This window comes from Variovorax sp. 10N412, assembly GCF_056394985.1.
Genome location: NZ_JBFTIO010000017.1, coordinates 16,838 through 35,859, shown reverse-complemented (window position 1 = coordinate 35,859; position 19,022 = coordinate 16,838). Strand labels below are relative to the sequence as shown.

The window sequence follows — 19,022 nt, the reverse complement described above, 5'->3', positions numbered from 1 at the left end:
ACGCGAAGGCCGCGCGGAATCAGGTCGCCGTGGCCTGGCGCACCGCGCGCTCCCAGCGCGCCATCGATTCCTCGGCCTGCGCGCGGCCCATGGTCGGGATGAAGCGGCGCTCGACCTTCCACAGCTTGGACAACTGGCGCGCGTCGCTGTAGACGCCCGTCGACAGTCCGGCGAGGTAGGCCGCGCCCAGCGCCGTGGTCTCGATCACTTCGGGCCGCACCACTGGAATGCCCAGCAGGTCGGCCTGGAACTGCATCAGCAGGTCGTTCACGCTGGCGCCGCCGTCCACGCGCAGTTCGGCCACGGGCTTGCCGCCGGCGGCCACCGCATCGCGGCTCATGGCCTGCAGCAGCGCGGCGCTCTGATAGGCGATGCTCTCCAGCGCGGCACGCGCAATGTGCGCGACCGTGGTGCCGCGCGTGAGGCCTGTGATGGTGCCGCGCGCGTCCGCGTCCCAGTAGGGCGCGCCCAGGCCGGTGAAGGCCGGCACCATCATCACGCCGCCCGCGTCGGGCACGCTCTCGGCGAGTGACTGCACCTCGGCGCTGCCCTTGATGGCCTTGAGCCCGTCGCGCAGCCACTGCACCACCGCGCCGCCGACGAACACGCTGCCTTCCATGGCGTACTGAGGCGTGGTGTCGGCCTGCGCGGCGCTGGTCACGAGCAGGCCGTTGTGCGAGGGCTGGAACGCGCCGCCCGTGTGCATCAGCAGGAAGCAGCCGGTGCCGTAGGTGTTCTTGGCCATGCCGGCCTCGAAGCAGGCCTGGCCGAACAGGGCGCTCTGCTGGTCGCCGGCCACGCCGCCGATGGGCAGGGCGCGGCCCAGCAGGGCGGCGTCGGTGTCTGCGAAGTGCGAGCTCGACGGCTGCACCTTCGGCATGAGCGCGGCGGGAATGTCCAGCGCCTTCAGCAGGTCGGCGTCCCAGCGGTTGTCGTGCACGTTGAAGAGCATGGTGCGCGAGGCGTTGCTCACGTCGGTCACGTGCACCTTGCCGCCGGTGAGCTGCCACATGAGCCAGCTGTCGATGGTGCCGAAGGCCAGCTCGCCGCGCTCGGCCTGTTCGCGCGCGCCGGGCACGTTGTCGAGCAGCCAGCGCAGCTTGGTGCCGGAAAAATACGCGTCGATCACCAGCCCGGTCTTCTCGCGGATGGTGTCCGTCATGCCGTCGTCGCGCAGCCTGGCGCACAGGGGCTCGGCGCGCCGGTCCTGCCACACGATGGCGTGGTGCACCGGCTGGCCGGTCTTGCGGTTCCACAGCACGGTGGTCTCGCGCTGGTTGGTGATGCCTATGGCATGGATGTCGGTGGGCTGCAGCTTCGCCTTCACCAGCACTTCGCGCGCGGTGGCCAGCTGGCTGCGCCAGATTTCCATCGGGTCGTGTTCGACCCAGCCCGGCTGCGGGTAGATCTGCGTGAGTTCCTTCTGGGCAATGGCGACGATGTGGCCTTCGCGGTCGAACACGATGCTGCGGGAGCTGGACGTGCCCTGGTCCAGGGCGAGCAGGTAAGTGGTCATGGCGTGATGGTTCCTCTGGGGCCGGTCAGTGGAGCGGCATTGTCTTGCGCCTTCCCACTCCGGGGGAAGGTTGGGATGGGGACAGGCCTTCGATCGGGCGCCGTGCTTTTTTGCGCGCCGTCCTGCCCCCACCCCAACCCTCCCCCGGAAGGGGAGGGAGCAATGCGGGAGGCGCTCATGGCTCGCGCGCAATCTCGAGCCGAACCTGCGCAGCGTGCAGCAGGTCGGCAAAAGGCGCCGGTGGCTCCGCATCGGTGAACAGCCGGTCGATCTGCGACAGCGTGCCCAGCTGGATCATCGCGGGCCGGTTGAACTTGCTCGCGTCCGCCGCGAGCCACACCTCGCGCCCCTGCGCGATGATGGTCTGCGCCACCTTCACCTCGCGCAGGTCGAAGTCGCGCAGCGAGCCGTCGGCCTCGATGCTGGACACACCGATCAGCGCGATGTCCACCTTGAACTGGCGAATGAAGTCGATGGTCGCCTCGCCCACCACGGCGCGGTCGCGCGGGCGCACGGAGCCGCCGGCCACGATCACCTCGCACGAGGTGTTGCCGCTCAGGATGGTCGCGACGTTCAGGTTGTTGGTGATCACGCGCAGCCCGGTGTGGCGCATCAGCGCCTTGGCGATGGCCTCGGTGGTGGTGCCGATGTTCAGGATCAGCGAGCAGTCGTTGGGCACCAGTTCTGCCACGCGGCGGGCAATGCGGGCCTTGCCATCGGCATGCAGGGTTTCGCGCTGCTGGTAGCCGATGTTCTCGGTGGTCGAGCTGGGCACGCGCACCCCGCCATGAAACCGCGTCAGCAACCCCGCGTCGGCCAGCCGTTGCACGTCGCGCCGCACGGTCTGCAGCGTCACGCCGAGCATCTCGGCCAGCTGCTCGACGGTGATGGAGCCGCGCGTGCGCACGGTCTCCAGGAGGTTGATCTGGCGCGGGTTGGAGTTCACAGAGGCGTCGTGGAAAGCAGGAAGACTGCGGCAAGGTTACAGTGCGCGTCACTTTAAAACGAAAGAAAACGAATCTGGGTAAGGGAAAACTCGGAGGAAAATCGCGCCAAAAGGAACCTAAGTGAAAAATCTCGAAAATACAATGGCCGCCGTTGGTGACCAAAGTCATGCATCCATGGAGCCCCTTCCAGTGAGCGATTTCTCCCCCGATCCAGCTGTTTCCGCACCTGGCCCCGCCGCCGATTGCGATGTGCTGGTCGTCGGCGGCGGCATCAACGGCTGCGGCATCGCGCGCGACCTGGCGGGCCGCGGCTGGCGCGTGGTGCTCTGTGAAAAGGACGACCTCGCCTCCCATACCTCATCTTCGTCCACCAAGCTGATCCACGGCGGGTTGCGCTACCTGGAGTACTACGAGTTCTCGCTGGTGCGAAAGGCGCTGCAGGAGCGCGAGGTGCTGCTGAAGAGCGCGCCGCACATCATGTGGCCGCTGCGCTTCGTCATGCCCCACGACCCGTCGATGCGCCCGGCCTGGATGGTCCGCATCGGCCTGTTCATGTACGACCACCTCGCCAGGCGAGAAGTGCTGCCTCCTTCGCGCAGCGTCGATTTGCGCCGCCACGCGGCCGGCAAGCCGCTCAAGGACCAGTACAAGCGCGGCTTCGTATATTCGGACGGCTGGGTCGACGATGCGCGCCTGGTGGTGCTCAACGCGCTGGACGCGCAGTCGCGCGGCGCCGAAGTGCTCACGCGCACCCGCTGCGTTCATGTGCAGCGCGGCAGCGACGACTGGGTCGCCACGCTCGAAGGGCCCGACGGCGCGCATCGCACGCTGCGCGCCCGCGCGGTGGTCAATGCGGCGGGGCCGTGGGCCGAATCCTTCCTGCGCGGCGTGGCCAAGTCGGCCAAGGGCGAGGCGCTGGCCACCAAGAGCCTGCGACTGGTCAAGGGCAGCCACATCGTGGTGCCGCGCCTGTTCGAGCACGACCATGCCTACATCTTCCAGAACCCCGACAAGCGGATCATCTTCGCCATTCCCTACCAGGACGCGTTCACGCTGATCGGCACCACCGACATCGAGATCAGCGGCGACGATCCCGGCGCCGCGCGCATCGCGCAGGAAGAGATCGACTACCTCTGCGCCCAGGCCAGCCGCTACTTCGACAAGCCCATCGTGCCGGCCGACGTGGTGTGGACCTACTCGGGCGTGCGCCCGCTGCTGGACGACGCGTCGGGCGACCCCTCGGCCGTCACGCGCGACTACCTGCTGGAGTCGAACACCACCGCCGCGCCGCTGCTGTCGGTGTGGGGCGGCAAGATCACCACCTTCCGCAAGCTGGCCGAGGACGCGGCCGACGAGGTCGGCAAGATGCTGGGCCAGTCGAGCGCGCAGCGCCCGGCCTGGACCGAGAACGCCTTCCTCGCGGGCGGCGACCTGTCGGCCTGGATCGGCGCGGCCAAACGGCCCGACGACGACTTCGAGCGCTTCGTGTCTGCGGTGCAGGCCAGGCACCCGTGGCTGTACGGCCAACTGGCGCGCCGACTCGCGCGGGCCTACGGCGCGCGCATTGCCGACGTGCTGGGCGACGCAAAATCCTTTGCCGACCTGGGCGCCGAAGTGGCGCCCGGCCTGTACGAGCGCGAACTGCGCTTCCTGCAGGACCACGAGTGGGCCGTGAGCGCGCAAGACGTGCTCTGGCGGCGCTCGAAGCTGGGCCTGCACTACACGCCCGAGCAACGCGAGCAGGTCGAGGCCTGGCTGCAGGGCCATCCGAAGACTGCGTGAGAGAGTGCGGCCCAAGAGGGCCGGCTGAACAAGAAACGATCGAAGAGAAATCGACAAAGAGCGACCGACAGAGCGATTGAACACCAGCGGCTGAACCAAGACCCGAAATGGGCGGAGGGGACACATGCAACTGACTCTGGAGCGCGTGACCAAGAAGGTCGGCGCGCAAACCTGGCTCTACGAGCAGAGCGTCGCGCCCCAAAGCGGCGCGGTGACCGTGCTGCTCGGCGCCACGCAGGCTGGCAAGACCAGCCTGATGCGGCTGATGGCGGGGCTCGACACGCCCACCGCGGGGAAGGTCTTTGTCGATGGCAAGGACGTGACAGGCATGCCGGTGCGCGAACGCAACGTCGCGATGGTGTACCAGCAGTTCATCAACTACCCGTCGCTCTCGGTGGCGGACAACATCGCCTCGCCGCTCAAGCTGCGCGGCGAGAAGAACATCGAGGCGCGCGTGAAGGCGCTCGCCGACAAGCTGCACATCGGCATGTTCCTCGAGCGCCTGCCGGCCGAGCTTTCCGGCGGGCAGCAGCAGCGCGTGGCGCTGGCCCGCGCGCTGGCCAAGAACGCGCCGCTCATGCTGCTTGACGAGCCGCTGGTCAACCTGGACTACAAGCTGCGCGAGGGCCTGCGCGAAGAACTCACGCAGCTTTTCGCCACCGGCGACTCGACCGTGATCTATGCGACCACCGAACCGGGCGAGGCCTTGCTGCTCGGCGGCTACACGGCCGTGATGGACGCTGGCGAGCTGCTGCAGTACGGCCCGACCGCCGAGGTGTTCCATGCACCGCAATCGCTGCGCGTGGCGCGCGCCTTCAGCGATCCGCCGATGAACCTGCTGGCCGGCACGGCCACGGCCGGCCGGGTGCAACTGACCGGCGGCCCCGTGCTGTCGCTGGCCGTGCCTGAAGGCGCGGCGGGCGCAGTGACCGTCGGGCTGCGCGCGAGCGCATTGAATGTCAATGCGGGGGCGGGCGACGTCGCCTTGCCCGGCAAGGTGGAGCTGGCCGAGATCTCGGGCTCCGACACCTTCGTGCACGTCGATACGGCGGTGGGTGAACTGGTGGCGCAGCTCACCGGCGTGCACCGCTTCGAGCTGGGTGCTTCGATCACGCTGAATTTCAGCGCGGCGCAAGCCTATGTGTTCGATGCCGGCGAAAAGCTGGCGCTGGCACCCGCATGGCGAAGGACCTAGCATGACCCCCCGTGTTCGCGCACTTCGTGTCGCTTCGCCAACCCCCCTCCAGGGGGCAACACCTGCGGCCCGGCAAAGCCGGCTCCGCGGTGTTCCACGACAAGACCTCGACTGTTTCATGCATTGCGAATCACGCGAAAGCGTGAAGGAGGGCTGACATGGCACGCATCGACCTCGACCTGGCCCACGCCTACCGCGCCAACCCCACGCAGGACAGCGACTACGCGCTGCTGCCGCTGAAGATGAGCTTTCGCGACGGCGGCGCCTACGCCCTGCTCGGCCCCTCGGGCTGCGGCAAGACGACCATGCTCAACATCATCTCGGGCCTGCTCGTGCCGTCGCAGGGCAGGGTGACCTTCGACGGCCGCGACATGACGCGCGCCACGCCGCAGGAACGCAACATCGCGCAGGTGTTCCAGTTTCCGGTGATCTACGACACCATGACCGTGGCCGAGAACCTCGCGTTTCCGCTGCGCAACCGCAAGGTGCCCGAAGACCAGATCAAGAAGCGCGTGGGCGAGATCGCCGAAATGCTCGACATGAGCGGCCAGCTCAACCAGCGCGCGGCTGGGCTCGCCGCCGATGCCAAGCAGAAGATTTCGCTGGGCCGTGGGCTGGTGCGCAGCGACGTGTCAGCGGTGCTGTTCGACGAGCCGCTCACCGTGATCGACCCGCACCTGAAGTGGCAGTTGCGCCGCAAGCTCAAGCAGATTCACCGCGAGCTGAAGCTGACGCTCATTTACGTGACGCACGACCAGGTCGAGGCGCTCACCTTTGCCGAAGAGGTGGTGGTCATGACGCGCGGCAAGGCCGTGCAGGTCGGCAGTGCAGAGGCCCTGTTCGAGCGGCCGGCCCATACCTTCGTCGGCCATTTCATCGGTTCGCCGGGCATGAACTTCCTGTCGGCGAACAGCACGGATGGCGCGCTCGAAGTGGCGGGCACGCCACTGGTGCCGACGCGAGAACTGCCGCGGGGCGCGCTGAAGATCGGCATCCGGCCCGAGTACCTGCGCCTGTCGAACGCCGGTGCGGCCGGTGCCGTGCCGGCCGTGGTGAAACAGGTACAGGACGTGGGCACGCACGCGATGCTGAGCGCCGAAGTCGACGGCATCGTGATGAAGGTGCGGCTGCATTCGGACGACCCGCCGCCGGCGGTCGGGGACACGGTGTGGCTGCGGGTGCTGGATGCGCACACCTGCTACTACAAGGACGAGGAGCTGGTGGCATGAACAACCTGACCTTGTTCGCTCCCGCTCCCTTGTCTTTCTCCCTTCCCCGTTGGGGGAGGGCAGGGGTGGGGGCCAGCGGCACATCCGTCGGGCGCTCTGCCTGCCCCCATCCCAGCCTTTCCCCAAAGGGGGAAGGAGCAACACCATGAACGCCACCAACAAACCCATCAACCAGAAAGCCTGGTGGCTCGTCCTGCCGGTGCTGATCTGCGTCGCCTTCTCCGCCATCGTGCCGCTGATGACGGTGGTCAACTATTCGGTGCAGGACATCATCTCGCCCGAGCGCCGGGTGTTCGTGGGCACCGAATGGTTCGCCTCGGTGATGCGCGACGACGAGCTGCACCAGGCGCTGTGGCGCCAGCTGGGCTTCTCGTTGTCGGTGCTGCTGGTCGAGATTCCGCTGGGCATCGGCCTGGCGCTGTCGATGCCGGCCAAGGGCTGGAAGTCGTCGGCGGTGCTGGTGGTGGTGGCGCTGTCGCTGCTCATTCCGTGGAACGTGGTCGGCACCATCTGGCAGATCTACGGGCGCGCCGACATCGGCCTGCTGGGCCATGCGCTGCAGGTCATGGGCATCGACTACAACTACACGGGCAGTGCGACCGACGCCTGGCTCACGGTGCTGGTGATGGACGTGTGGCACTGGACGCCGCTGGTGGCGCTGCTGTGCTTCGCGGGTCTTCGCTCGATTCCCGACGCCTACTACCAGGCCGCGCGCATCGACGGCGCCAGCAAGTTCGCGGTGTTCCGCTACATCCAGCTGCCGAAGATGCGCGGCGTGCTGATGATCGCGGTGCTGCTGCGCTTCATGGACAGTTTCATGATCTACACCGAGCCCTTCGTGCTGACGGGTGGCGGGCCGGGCAATGCGACCACCTTCCTCAGCCAGTACCTGACGCAGAAGGCCGTGGGGCAGTTCGACCTCGGGCCGGCGGCCGCGTTCTCCCTGATCTATTTCTTGATCATCCTGTTGTTCTGCTTTGTGCTCTACAACTGGATGCAGCGGGTGGGTACGCAGGAAGTCGAGGTGGAGAAATGAATCCGTCGCCGAGCCGCCTCGAGGCGGATGCTCCCCTTCGGGGGGACGGCGCGCCGCGCCAAGGGGGTCAACATGTCTGAGAAAAGATTCCACAAGCGCAGCATCTTCCTGGTGCTGTACATCCTGTTCGCCCTGTTGCCCATCTACTGGATGATCAACATGAGCTTCAAGACGAACGAGGAGATTCTTTCGAGCTTCTCGTTCTTTCCGCAGCAACTCACCTGGGCCAACTATGCGCGCATCTTCACCGACGAGTCGTGGTACTCGGGCTACATCAACAGCCTGATCTACGTGGCGATCAACACGGTGATCTCGCTCACCGTGGCGCTGCCGGCGGCCTATGCGTTCTCGCGCTATTCGTTCCTGGGCGACAAGCACGTGTTCTTCTGGCTGCTGACCAACCGCATGACGCCGCCCGCCGTGTTCCTGCTGCCGTTCTTCCAGCTCTACAGCACCGTCGGCTTGATGGACACGCACCTGGGCGTGGCACTGGCGCACCTGTTGTTCAACGTGCCGCTGGCCGTGTGGATTCTCGAGGGCTTCATGAGCGGCATTCCGCGCGAGATCGACGAGACGGCGTACATCGACGGCTACTCGTTCCCCCGCTTCTTCGTCACCATCTTCCTGCCGCTCATCAAGGCCGGCGTGGGCGTGGCGGCGTTCTTCTGCTTCATGTTCAGCTGGGTCGAACTGCTGCTGGCACGCACGCTCACCAGCGTCAACGCCAAGCCGATCGTGGCGACCATGACGCGCACCGTGAGCGCATCGGGCATGGACTGGGCCACGCTGGCGGCGGCGGGCGTGCTGACCATCGTGCCGGGCGCCATCGTCATCTGGTTCGTGCGCCACTACATCGCAAAAGGCTTTGCGATGGGCCGCGTCTAAGGAGACCGAGACATGTTCGACTGGATGGTCTGGACCACCCCGGTGGCCGTTTTCTTCATCTGCATCGCGCTCATGCTGGTCGGCATGACGGTGTGGGAATTCAAGTCGCCCACCGTCATGCGGCGCGGCTGGCTGCCCATTGCCACCACGCGCGGCGACCGGCTCTTCATCGGCCTGCTGTCGGCGGCCTATGTGAACCTGGTCTTCATCGGCCTGGCCGGCAAGTTCCAGGAGTGGATGAGCCTGGAGGCCGAGCCCTCGATCTGGATCAGCTTCGTGCTGTCGATGCTCGTGCTCGCGCTGGTGATGCGCAAGGGCTAGGCCCGGAGGATTTCGAGATGCGTCCGGCTCTCCGCCTCCCCGGAGCCGAGATGAAAGAACCGGGGAAGCACAACCGAGGAGACAACATCATGAAGATGCGCTACACGGCATTGGCACTGGCAGCGGCGATGTTCGCCGCGCACGGCGCTGCATCGGCCGGAGAAGCCGAAGCCAAGAAATGGATCGACAGCGAGTTCCAGCCATCCACCCTGTCCAAGGACAAGCAGATGGAGGAGATGAAGTGGTTCATCGACGCCGCCAAGAAGCTGCAGGCCAAGGGTGTGAAGGAGGTGTCGGTCGTTTCCGAAACGCTGACCACCCATGAGTACGAATCCAAGACCCTGGCCAAGGCCTTCGAGGAAATCACCGGCATCAAGGTCAAGCACGACCTGATCCAGGAAGGCGACGTGGTCGAGAAGCTGCAGACCTCGATGCAGTCGGGCAAGTCGATCTACGACGGCTGGGTGTCCGACTCCGACCTGATCGGCACCCACTACCGCTACGGCAAGATCATGTCGCTCACCGAGTACATGGGCGGGGCCGGCAAGGAGTTCACCAACCCCGGGCTCGACCTGAAGGACTTCATCGGCACCAGCTTCACCACGGCGCCCGACGGCCAGCTCTACCAGCTGCCCGACCAGCAGTTCGCCAACCTGTATTGGTTCCGCGCCGACCTGTTCGCGCGCAAGGACCTGCAGGACAAGTTCAAGGCCAAGTACGGCTACGACCTGGGCGTGCCGCTCAACTGGAGCGCCTACGAGGACATCGCCGAGTTCTTCAGCGTGGACGTCAAGACCATCGACGGCAAGCCCATCTACGGCCACATGGACTACGGCAAGAAGGACCCGTCGCTGGGCTGGCGCTTCACCGATGCGTGGCTGTCGATGGCCGGTGCCGCCGACAAGGGCATCCCCAACGGCATGCCGATCGACGAATGGGGCATTCGCGTGGCTGCCGACAAGTGCACGCCCACGGGCGCCTCGGTCTCGCGCGGTGGCGCCACCAACTCGCCGGCCGCCGTGTACGCGCTCACCAAGTACATCGACTGGATGAAGAAGTACGCGCCCAAGGAAGCCATGGGCATGACCTTCGGCGAATCGGGCCCGGTGCCCGCGCAAGGCCAGATCGCCCAGCAGATCTTCTGGTACACGGCCTTCACCGCCGACATGACCAAGAAGGGCCTGCCGGTCGTGAACGACGACGGTTCGCCCAAGTGGCGCATGGCCCCCGGCCCGAACGGTCCGTACTGGAAGCAGGGCATGCAGAACGGCTACCAGGACGTGGGCTCGTGGACCTTCTTCAAGGGCCACGACGCCAACAAGACGGCAGCGGCCTGGCTCTACGCGCAGTTCATCACTGCCAAGACGACCTCGCTGAAGAAGTCGATCACCGGCCTGACCTTCATCCGCGACAGCGACATCCGCTCGGACTACTTCACGCAGAACGCCAACAAGTACGGCGGCCTGATCGAGTTCTACCGCAGCCCGGCGCGCGTGGCGTGGACCCCGACCGGCACCAACGTGCCCGACTATCCGAAGCTCGCGCAGCTCTGGTGGAAAAACGTGGCCGAGGCCGTGACGGGCGAGAAGACCCCGCAGAAAGCCATGGACAACCTGGCCGACGAAATGGACAACGTGATGGCCCGCCTGGAGCGCGCCGGCATGGCCCATTGCGCGCCCAAGCTCAACCCGAAGGGTGACCCGGCCAAGTACCTGAGCGACGACCACGCCCCGTGGAAGAAGCTGGCCAACGAAAAGCCAAAGGGCGAGACCATCGACTACAACAAGCTGCTGGGTGCCTGGAAGGAAGGCAAGGTGCGCTGAGCGCCTGCTGCCACTTTTCGCCAGCACACGGGAAGGGTCCGCGCCGAAGGGTGCGGACCTTTTTTTCTGTACGGGCCGCCGTGGGGCCGGCGCGACGGCATGACCAATGGCAGATGCGTTCTGCCGATGCTTGGCTTACAGTCGACGGCCCTCGAAACTGCCCGCCACGTGACTTCCAGTTCCCCCAGCCCTTTCGGACGCCCCAAGCGCGTCCTGTTGATTCGTTACTCGCAATCCGGCCAGCTCGACAGCGTGGCGGGGCAGATCGTTGCGCCCCTGCGCGCCGACCCGTCGATCCAGCTGCACGAGGAAGTGCTGCGGCCGCTCGCGCCGTTCCCCTTTCCGTGGCCCTTCCTGCGCTTCTTCGATGCCTTTCCGGAATCGGCCCACATGAAGCCGCAGCCGCTGGCGCCGCTGTCGTTCACGGGCGACGAAGATTTCGACCTGGTCATCCTGCCGTACCAGGTGTGGTTCCTGGCGCCTTCGCAGCCGGTCACCGCCTTCCTGAAGCACCCTGTGGCAGCGCGCCTGCTCAAGGGCAAGCCGGTGGTCACGGTCATTGCGTGCCGCAACATGTGGCTGCTGGCGCACGAAAAGCTCAAGGGCATGCTCGCCGACGCCGGCGCGCGGCTCATCGACAACGTGGTGCTGACCGACCCCGGCCCCACGCTGGCCACCTTCTTCACCACGCCGGCCTGGCTGATCTGGGGCCGCAAGCGCGGCTTCTGGGGCATGCCCGACGCCGGACTGAGCGCTGAACAGATGCGCGGCACCGCCCGTTTCGGTCGCGCCCTTCGCGATGCGCTGCACCAGGGCCTGGAGCGCGGCACGCAGCCCCTGCTGGCCGGCCTGGGCGCGGTGCAGGCCGATGCGCGCCTCCTGATCAGCGAGAAGGCGGGCACCCGCAGCTTCTACCTCTGGGGCAAGCTCATCATGGCGGCGGGCGGCCCCGGCGCCCGGGCGCGCAAGCCCTTGCTGCTGCTCTATGTCGTGTTCCTTCTTGCGCTGATTGTCACGGTCGTCCCCGTGAGCTTGACCCTCCAGGCGCTTCTGCGACCTTTGTTCAAGGGGTGGCTGACTAAAATGACAGCCCAATTCGAGTGCCCGTCGGGCTCTGCCACGGACCGCTCCCACCTCTATGACGACTGATGTCTTCCTGACCCGCACCGCCGCTTTCCTGCCCTTTTCCCCGGTCAGCAATGAAGACATCGAAGAAGTCCTCGGTCGCATCGGCGGCAAGGCCTCCCGTGCGCGGCGGCTGATTCTTCGCAGCAACGGCATCCAGTCGCGCCACTACGCCATCGACCGCGCCACCGGCCAGCTGGCCATGACCAACGCGCAGCTCACCGCCTCGGCCATCCGCGGCCTGGGCGACGACATCGGCCCGGTCGACTGCCTGGCCACCGGCACCTCGCTGCCCGACCAGCTGATGCCCAACCACGCGGTGATGGTGCATGGCGAGCTCGGCTGGCCACGGCTCGAAGTGGTGGCCTGCGCGGGCATCTGCCTGGCCGGCACCACGGCGCTCAAGCATGCGTGGCTGTCGGTGCGCGCGGGCGACGCGCGCCGCGCGGTGGCCACCGGCTCGGAGCTGGCTTCGGCCGTGATGCGCGGCTCGCGCTTCGAGGCCGAGCTCGAGCACAAGCTCGAAGCCCTGGAGGCCCGCCCCGAGCTGGCCTTCGAGAAAGATTTCCTGCGCTGGATGCTGTCCGACGGCGCCGGCGCCGTGCTGCTGGAGCGCGAGCCGCGCGGACCGCTGTCGCTGCGCGTCGAGTGGATCGAGCTGTCTTCCGCCGCGAATGAACTGCCCGTGTGCATGTACGCCGGCGCCGAGAAGAACGCCGCGGGCGGCCTCGACGGCTGGGCGCGCAAGTCGCCCGACGACTGGCAGCGCGAATCGACCTTCGCCGTGAAGCAGGACGTGCGCCTGCTCAACGACAACATCGTGCGCGCCACGCTGGGCGAGCCGCTGGCGGCCATCATCGAGAAGCGCGGCCTGAAGGCGGCGGACATCGACTGGTTCCTGCCGCACCTGTCGTCGCACTACTTCGTCGAGCCGGTGGCCCGTTGCCTTGAAGCGGTCGGCCTGACGATCCCGCGCGAACGCTGGTTCAGCAACCTCGCCAGCAAGGGCAACACGGGCTCGGCGTCGCCGTACATCATGCTCGACGAGCTGTTCCGCTCCGGGCGCATCCAGCCGGGGCACAAGCTCCTGATGTTCGTGCCCGAAAGCGGCCGCTTCTCCAGCGGCTTCATCTACATGGAGGCGGTATGAAAACCCCACGCTCAACGCTTCGCGTATCGCTGCCCGCCGAGGGGGCGCAGGCCTGCCTTGGGTCGGCCCGGCGGGAGGCCTGACATGGACCTGGACGCAGTTCCGCAGGAGGGCAACGCCACCCTGGCCGGCCATTCCAAGCTGATGTATGCGCGGGATGCCCAAGGCCGCGTCGTCACCACCACCTCGCGCGGCTGGGAGGCGGAAGAGATCGTCACCAGCCATGCGGTCGACCTGCTGGTCGACCAGGCGCAGGCCGCGAAGCAGCGCGTAAAGGCCGGGCTCGCCTCGCCGCTCGAGTACTGGATGTACACACGCCGCATGGACGTGGCGCTGCTCTCGCAGACCAGCGGCTTCTGGCAATGGCGCGTGCGCCGCCACCTGCAGCCGCGCCATTTCGCCGCGCTGTCGCCGGCCCAGCTCGCGCGCTACGGCGAAGCGCTGGGCCTGCCCGTTTCCACCTTGCGAAGCCTGCCGTGAACTTTCAACACCAACAGGCGGCGCACTGCGAAAGCGGCGTCATCTCCAGCCTCATGCGGCACCACGGCGCGCCGATGAGCGAGAGCATGGCGCTGGGCCTGTCGTCCGCCATTTCGTTCGCGTACCTGCCCTTCATCAAGCTGTCGGGCCTGCCGCTCATTTCGTACCGCATGCCACCCCGGGCGATCATCAAGGGCCTTTTGGCCCCGATGGCCGCGCGCTTTCGCTTCGAGACCTTCCGCAGCCCCGAAGCCGGCCAGAAGCGGCTCGACGCCTTGCTGGCCGACGGCCAGCTGGTGGGCCTGCAGACCTCGGTCTACTGGTTGCCGTACTTTCCGCCGAACATGCGCTTCCACTTCAACGCGCACAACCTGCTGGTGTACGGCAAGGACGGCGACGACTACCTGATCAGCGACCCGGTGTTCGAGGAGCCGGTGCGCTGCCCGAGCGGCGACCTGGCGCGCGCGCGCTTCGCCAAGGGCGTGCTCGCCCCCAAGGGCCTCATGTACTACCCGCAGGCCATCGAGCGCAAGGCGGTCGATGCCGCCTCGGTCACCAAGGCCATCCGCAAGACCGTGCGCACCATGCTCGCGCCGATTCCCATCGTCGGCGTGCGCGGCATGCGCACGCTGGCCAGGCGCATGCAGAAGCTGTCGCCCACCGACCCGCGCAGCGTCGACTTCATCGGCCACGTGGTGCGCATGCAGGAAGAAATCGGCACGGGCGGGGCGGGCTTTCGTTTCATCTACGCGGGCTTCCTGCAGGAGGCAGCGCAGCTGCTCGACAAGCCGCAGCTGCAGCAGATGTCCGAGCGGCTCATTGCCATCGGCGACGGTTGGCGCGCCTTTGCGCTCAAGGCGGCGCGCATGGTGAAGGGGCGCGAGGCGGTCGACCCTGCGGCGCTGGCGGACAAGCTGCGGGAGCAGGCGCAGCAGGAAGAGACTTTCTTCCGCGACCTCAAGGCTGCCGTCGCCTGATGCTGGCATTGCAGCAGCTCGGCTACCGCTATCCGCACGCCGAGGCGGCGGCGCTCGCCGACGTGTCGCTGGAGGTGGCCAGAGGCTGCGTGCTGGGCTTGCTGGGCCCGAACGGCGCTGGCAAGACCACGCTCATCTCGCATCTGTCGGGCGCCCTTGCGGTGCAGTCGGGCGAGATCCTCATCGACGGCCAGCCGCTGCGCCAGGTGCGCGCAAGAACGCCCACGCGCATCGCCGTGGCGCCGCAGGAGCAGGCCTTCTATCCGATGCTCACCGTCGCGGAGAACCTCGCGGTGTTCGCGGCGGCGGGCGGCCTGTCGGGCGCGCGCAAGAAGCAGCGCGTCGATGCCTGCACGCAGTTCGCCCAGCTGGAACAGTTCGCAGGCGTTCGCGCCGAGCGCCTCTCGGGCGGTCTGAAGCGACGGCTCAACCTGGCGATCGCCTTGCTGCCCGAGCCTGAACTGATGCTGTTCGACGAACCCACCGTGGGCGTCGATCCGCAATCGCGCGCCTTCATCCTCGACGCCATCAAGAGCCTCGCGCAGGCCGGCGCGGCCGTCATCTACGCGTCGCACTACATGGAAGAGATCGAGGCCATTGCCGACCGCGTCGCCATTCTCGATCGTGGGCATGTGCTGCGCGAAGGGGCGCTCGATGCCTTGCTCTCGAAGAGCGCGATGCTGCTCACGCTGGCCGCCGACGGGCTCGACGCCGACATGCTCGCGCACTTCGGCACCGTGGAGCGGGACGGTGTGCACTGGCGCATTCACTTGAACGAGCGCACCGGCCCCGCCACGGTGCTGGCCGCACTCGAAGCCGCCGGCATCGAAGTGCGCCACGCCGAGTTCGGCCGCCACGACCTCGAGCAGCTGTTCATGGCGCTCACCCACCGCTCGCTGCGCGACTGAACGCCCGCCCATGCTCCTCGCGCTCGTCAAGAAGGAACTGCTCGCCCTCGTGCGCGACATGCACGGCCTGGCCGCGTTGTTCCTCATGCCCATGGTCTTCATTGTGCTCATGTCGCTCACGCTGAAAGACATCTACCGCCCGCCGCTGGCCGAGCTGAGCTATGCCGTCGACATGCGCGACACGGCCACGCCCGCGCAGTGGCTGCAGCAGCTCTGGCAGCGCAACCACGGCGCGCCGCAGCCGCTGGGCACCGACTGGCAGGCGCGGCTGCGCAACGGCTCGCTGAAGTACGTGATCGTGATGGAGCCGGGGCTGTCCGAAGAGCTGGAGTCGGCCGCGCTGTCGACCCAGGCGCGTGTGCAATTGCTGACCGAACCCGGCATCGACGCCAACCTGTTCAACGCGCTGCGCGCCGAACTCATCGGTGCGTCGGGCGAGCTGAAGGCGCGGCTCGCACTGGCGGTGCCGGGCACGGCCGGCCCCGCGCCCGATGCGTCCATCCAGGCGATGGTGCGCGCCGAACGTTTCTCCACCGCCGGCCCGCGGCCGACCTCGGTGCAGCAGAACGTGCCGGCCTGGCTGGTGTTCGGCATGTTCTTCGTGGTGGCGTCGCTGTCCAGCCTGTTCGTGCAGGAGCGCAGCTCGGGCGCGCTTGGCCGCTTGCAGAGCCTGGGCGTGTCGCGCACCATGCTGCTGGCGTCGAAGGCGCTGCCGTACCTCGGCGTCAATGCGCTGCAGGCGGTGCTGATGCTGGCCGCCGGCATCTGGCTCATGCCGCTGATCGGCGGCGACGCGCTGTCGCTCGCGGGCATCCATTGGGGCGCGCTGCTGCTGTCGTTGGCAGCCGTGAGCCTGGCGGCGGTGAGCCTGTCGCTCGCGCTGGCCTGCCTGGTGCGCAGCCATGCGCAGGCCGCCACCATCGGGCCCATGGTCAATGTGCTGATGGCGGCGGCGGGCGGCATCATGGTGCCCAAGTTCGTCATGCCGGGCTTCATGCAGCGGCTGGTCGAGGTCTCGCCGATGAACTGGGGGCTCGAAGCGCTGCTGACCGTGCTGCTGCGCGGCGGCGGCGTGGCCGATGCGCTGCCGCAGATCGGCCGGCTGGCCGGGTTCGCGGCGCTGATGTTTCTTCTGGCCGTTTTTCTGTTTCGCAGGCGCACACCGTGAGCACCGTTACCCCTGAATTCATCGCCGGCCTGAAGGCCATGGTGCTCGAAGCCGTTGAAAAAGATGCGCCCCCGGGCGGCCTGGGCGACGACGAGCCGCTGTTCGGCCCCGAGGCCCGGCTCGACCTCGATTCGCTCGACGCCCTGCAGGTGTCGATGATCATCCAGCAGCGCTTCGGCCTGCGCATGCCCGACAGCAAGGAAACGCGCCGCGCGCTGACCTCCATTGCGCACCTGGCGCAGCACCTCGCGCAAGCGGGTAAGGCATGAGAAATGTCTTCCTGGCCGGCACGGGCCTGGCCAGCGTGCTGGGCGACGACATGCGCGCCGCGTTGGCGGCACTGCAGCGCGGCGGCGTTCCACCGACACCGGTGACGGTGGCGCACGGCGTGTGCTGGCCCGTCTACAAGCTGGCGGCACGAGAGGGCGACTGGACCGAGCGCGTGCGCCACACCGTGCGCAGCGTGGTTGCGCAGACCGGCGACTGGGGCGCGCGCACCGCGCCGTTGTTCGTCGCCTCGTCCTCGCTCGACATCGGCGGCATGGAGCACGTACCGCAGGATCAGCGTTTCGGTGGCGACCTGCAGGATTTTTCGGATGTGGTCGCACGCGCGCTGGACTGGCAGGGCCCGGTGTTCACCGTGTCCACCGCCTGCACCTCGGCGCTCAACGCCGTGCTGGCGGCTGCCGACCTGGTTCGCGGCGGCGATGCCGCGGAGGCGCTCGTCGTCGGCGCGGAGATGGACAACCGCTTCACCGTGGCCGGCTTCGGCGCGATGCAGCTGCTGGCACCCGACCGCGCGCAGCCCTTCGGCGCGCAACGCAAGGGCCTGGTGCTCGGCGAGGCCGTGGCGGCACTGCGCCTGCGTTGCGAGCCCGCGCGCTGGCAGGTCATGGGTGGCTCGAACGTGGTTGACGGCCGCAACCCGTCTGGCACCGAGGCCTCGGCCGTACGCGCGATGTGCCGGGAGGCGCTGGCGCGCAGCGGCCTGCAGCCCGGCGACATCGACCTGATCAAGGTGCAGGCCGCGGGCAGCCCGGTCAACGACGCCATCGAGGCCGAGGCGCTCAAGCAGGTGTTCGATGTGTTGCCGCCGCTGGTCTCGCTCAAGTCGGCCCTTGGCCACACGCTGGGCGCCGCCGGTGCGGCGGAGCTGGCCTTGCTGGCCGGCTGCATCGAAGGCCGTGTGTGGCCCGTGCGGGACTACCCGCTCGACGCGTCGCTGGGCATCGCCTTGAGCGAGCAGGCGCCGCGCACGCTGCGCCACATGCTGCTCAACGTGGCCGGGTTCGGCGGCGGCCATGCGTCGCTCGTGGTGAAGGACTGCGCGGCATGACGAGCGACACCGCGAGCGGCTGGCGCACCGTCGCCCACTTCGTGGCCGATCCGCTGCCCGAGGCATGGCGCGACGACCTGGCGCAACGCCTCGGCCGGCGGCCGCGCCGTGTCGGCCTGTGGACAGAGCTGGCGATGCACGGCGCGCGAAGCTGCGTCGATGCGGCCGGCGAAACCGCCTTGCCGGCCGACGCGCGCATTCGCGTGGCGAGCCTGCGCGGTGCGTGGAGCGCGATGCATGCGGGGCTGTCGCAGCTGGACATGGGCCTGCCGATGCCGTTCACCTTCATGCAGAGCCAGCCCGCGCTGATGCTGGCCGAAGTGGGCCGATGCCTCGAATGGCAGGGCGACGCGAGCTTCATGCTGTGCCGCGATCCGCAGCGCCTGCTGCAGCTTGCGAAGCGGGGCGCTGCGCGCGACGGATTGCTGTTCGGCGTGGTCGACGAAGCGTGCAACGGCGAGCCGGCACGCTCCGAGTGGTGGCGGCTGGTGCCCGCCTGAGCGGGTCGCTCAGCCTGCGATCGAGCGCTGCAGGTTGAGGCGCGCCCGCACCTCGAGCAGCGCATGCATGCGCGGCGTGGCGTAGAGGGCCGGGCGGTCGAGAAAGCGCTGAAGAATCTCGCGCCGGCGCGGCAGGCGCACCTCGAGCGGCACGAAGGCGTATTCGGCGCCCACCTGTTGCTCGTATTCGTCGAAGCGCGCGCGCTCGGCACCGAGGATCGACAGGTCGATGTCGATCAGCAGCTCGGCATCGCGGCCTTCGGGCACCGCGTCGTGCCGCGTGGCCATCACCAGTGCATGAACCCGGTCGGCTGCCGCGTCGCCCGCGCCCGCCGCCCGCAAGGCCTGCCGCGCCCAGTCGGCGCTGCGCGCTTCGTTGTCGTGCGCGTGCACGTCGTAGACCGCGTCATGGAACCAGAGCGCAAGCGCCACTTCGCCGGGGCGTTCGGCCAGCGCCTTCTCGCGCTCGAACCAGGCCAGGCATTCGCCCAGGTGCTGCATCGTGTGGTAGTGGCGCTGGGGCTCGCCGTAGCGGCGCTGCAACTCCGCGCACAGCGCATCGTTCGGCGCGTTGTTCGTCGCGGTGACGCCCAGCGCCTGCCAGGCCTCGTTCCAGTTCGCGCGCAGCGCCTCGGGCGTCATGG

19 protein-coding genes are annotated in these 19,022 nt (G+C 67.7%); 16 read left to right on the top strand and 3 right to left on the bottom strand.

The window, feature by feature from the left end:
- Positions 1-19: 19 nt before the first annotated feature.
- Both glpK and AC1DJH_RS27525 read right to left on the bottom strand, forming a co-directional pair.
- Positions 20-1,516, bottom strand: a complete 1,497-nt coding sequence (glpK, locus tag AC1DJH_RS27530; RefSeq protein ID WP_472118219.1) for a glycerol kinase GlpK — start codon at positions 1,514-1,516, stop codon at positions 20-22.
- Between the two features lie 175 nt (positions 1,517-1,691).
- Positions 1,692-2,462, bottom strand: coding sequence for a DeoR/GlpR family DNA-binding transcription regulator (locus AC1DJH_RS27525; RefSeq protein WP_435440127.1), 771 nt, complete (start codon positions 2,460-2,462; stop codon positions 1,692-1,694).
- 121 nt (positions 2,463-2,583) lie between these two features.
- Here AC1DJH_RS27525 and glpD point away from each other — a divergent pair, with 121 nt between their 5' ends.
- The 16 genes from glpD to AC1DJH_RS27445 all read left to right on the top strand — a co-directional run bounded on the left by glpD (position 2,584) and on the right by AC1DJH_RS27445 (position 18,378).
- The gene (gene glpD, locus AC1DJH_RS27520; RefSeq protein WP_472118215.1) at positions 2,584-4,245 is read left to right on the top strand and encodes a glycerol-3-phosphate dehydrogenase; all 1,662 of its coding nucleotides are present in this window, start codon (positions 2,584-2,586) and stop codon (positions 4,243-4,245) included.
- A 124-nt stretch (positions 4,246-4,369) separates the two neighbouring features.
- A complete protein-coding gene (locus AC1DJH_RS27515; RefSeq protein WP_472118212.1) occupies positions 4,370-5,440 on the top strand; it encodes an ABC transporter ATP-binding protein in 1,071 nt (356 codons plus the stop codon).
- A 158-nt stretch (positions 5,441-5,598) separates the two neighbouring features.
- Positions 5,599-6,669 (top strand): ABC transporter ATP-binding protein, encoded by a 1,071-nt coding sequence (locus tag AC1DJH_RS27510; RefSeq protein WP_472118209.1) that lies wholly within the window; start codon positions 5,599-5,601, stop codon positions 6,667-6,669.
- 145 nt (positions 6,670-6,814) lie between these two features.
- On the top strand, positions 6,815-7,705 hold the full coding sequence (locus AC1DJH_RS27505) for a carbohydrate ABC transporter permease (protein ID WP_472118207.1): 891 nt from the start codon (positions 6,815-6,817) through the stop codon (positions 7,703-7,705).
- Between the two features lie 72 nt (positions 7,706-7,777).
- Positions 7,778-8,590, top strand: coding sequence for a carbohydrate ABC transporter permease (locus AC1DJH_RS27500; RefSeq protein WP_339094276.1), 813 nt, complete (start codon positions 7,778-7,780; stop codon positions 8,588-8,590).
- A gap of 12 nt (positions 8,591-8,602) precedes the next feature.
- The gene (locus tag AC1DJH_RS27495; RefSeq protein ID WP_472118204.1) at positions 8,603-8,911 is read left to right on the top strand and encodes a DUF2160 domain-containing protein; all 309 of its coding nucleotides are present in this window, start codon (positions 8,603-8,605) and stop codon (positions 8,909-8,911) included.
- 89 nt (positions 8,912-9,000) lie between these two features.
- On the top strand, positions 9,001-10,734 hold the full coding sequence (locus AC1DJH_RS27490) for an ABC transporter substrate-binding protein (protein WP_435440122.1): 1,734 nt from the start codon (positions 9,001-9,003) through the stop codon (positions 10,732-10,734).
- A gap of 168 nt (positions 10,735-10,902) precedes the next feature.
- Positions 10,903-11,883, top strand: a complete 981-nt coding sequence (locus tag AC1DJH_RS27485; RefSeq protein ID WP_478187886.1) for a dialkylrecorsinol condensing enzyme — start codon at positions 10,903-10,905, stop codon at positions 11,881-11,883.
- Positions 11,873-13,009, top strand: a complete 1,137-nt coding sequence (locus tag AC1DJH_RS27480) for a beta-ketoacyl-ACP synthase III (RefSeq protein ID WP_472118199.1) — start codon at positions 11,873-11,875, stop codon at positions 13,007-13,009. The genes AC1DJH_RS27485 and AC1DJH_RS27480 overlap by 11 nt, the downstream gene beginning before the upstream one ends.
- Before the next feature lie 84 nt (positions 13,010-13,093).
- Positions 13,094-13,489 carry a DarG family dialkylresorcinol biosynthesis protein gene (locus AC1DJH_RS27475; RefSeq protein WP_472118196.1) on the top strand — a complete coding sequence of 132 codons (396 nt, stop codon included), beginning with the start codon at positions 13,094-13,096 and terminating at the stop codon, positions 13,487-13,489.
- Entirely contained in the window at positions 13,486-14,466 is a 981-nt protein-coding gene (darH, locus tag AC1DJH_RS27470; protein WP_435485323.1) for a BtrH-related acyltransferase DarH, read from the top strand. Before AC1DJH_RS27475 ends, darH begins: the two co-directional genes overlap by 4 nt.
- Positions 14,466-15,374, top strand: a complete 909-nt coding sequence (locus AC1DJH_RS27465; RefSeq protein WP_472118193.1) for an ABC transporter ATP-binding protein — start codon at positions 14,466-14,468, stop codon at positions 15,372-15,374. Before darH ends, AC1DJH_RS27465 begins: the two co-directional genes overlap by 1 nt.
- Positions 15,375-15,384: 10 nt before the next feature.
- A complete protein-coding gene (locus AC1DJH_RS27460; protein WP_472118190.1) occupies positions 15,385-16,542 on the top strand; it encodes an ABC transporter permease in 1,158 nt (385 codons plus the stop codon).
- Positions 16,543-16,580: 38 nt separating this feature from the next.
- Entirely contained in the window at positions 16,581-16,811 is a 231-nt protein-coding gene (locus AC1DJH_RS27455; RefSeq protein ID WP_472118566.1) for an acyl carrier protein, read from the top strand.
- Complete coding sequence (locus AC1DJH_RS27450; protein WP_472118187.1) at positions 16,808-17,878, top strand: beta-ketoacyl synthase N-terminal-like domain-containing protein; 1,071 nt, start codon at positions 16,808-16,810, stop codon at positions 17,876-17,878. Before AC1DJH_RS27455 ends, AC1DJH_RS27450 begins: the two co-directional genes overlap by 4 nt.
- Positions 17,875-18,378: a hypothetical protein gene (locus AC1DJH_RS27445; protein ID WP_472118184.1), complete on the top strand. Its 504-nt coding sequence runs from the start codon at positions 17,875-17,877 to the stop codon at positions 18,376-18,378. Before AC1DJH_RS27450 ends, AC1DJH_RS27445 begins: the two co-directional genes overlap by 4 nt.
- Positions 18,379-18,387: 9 nt before the next feature.
- Here AC1DJH_RS27445 and AC1DJH_RS27440 read toward each other — a convergent pair whose 3' ends face one another.
- Positions 18,388-19,020 (bottom strand): HD domain-containing protein, encoded by a 633-nt coding sequence (locus tag AC1DJH_RS27440; RefSeq protein WP_472118181.1) that lies wholly within the window; start codon positions 19,018-19,020, stop codon positions 18,388-18,390.
- Positions 19,021-19,022 lie beyond the last annotated feature (2 nt).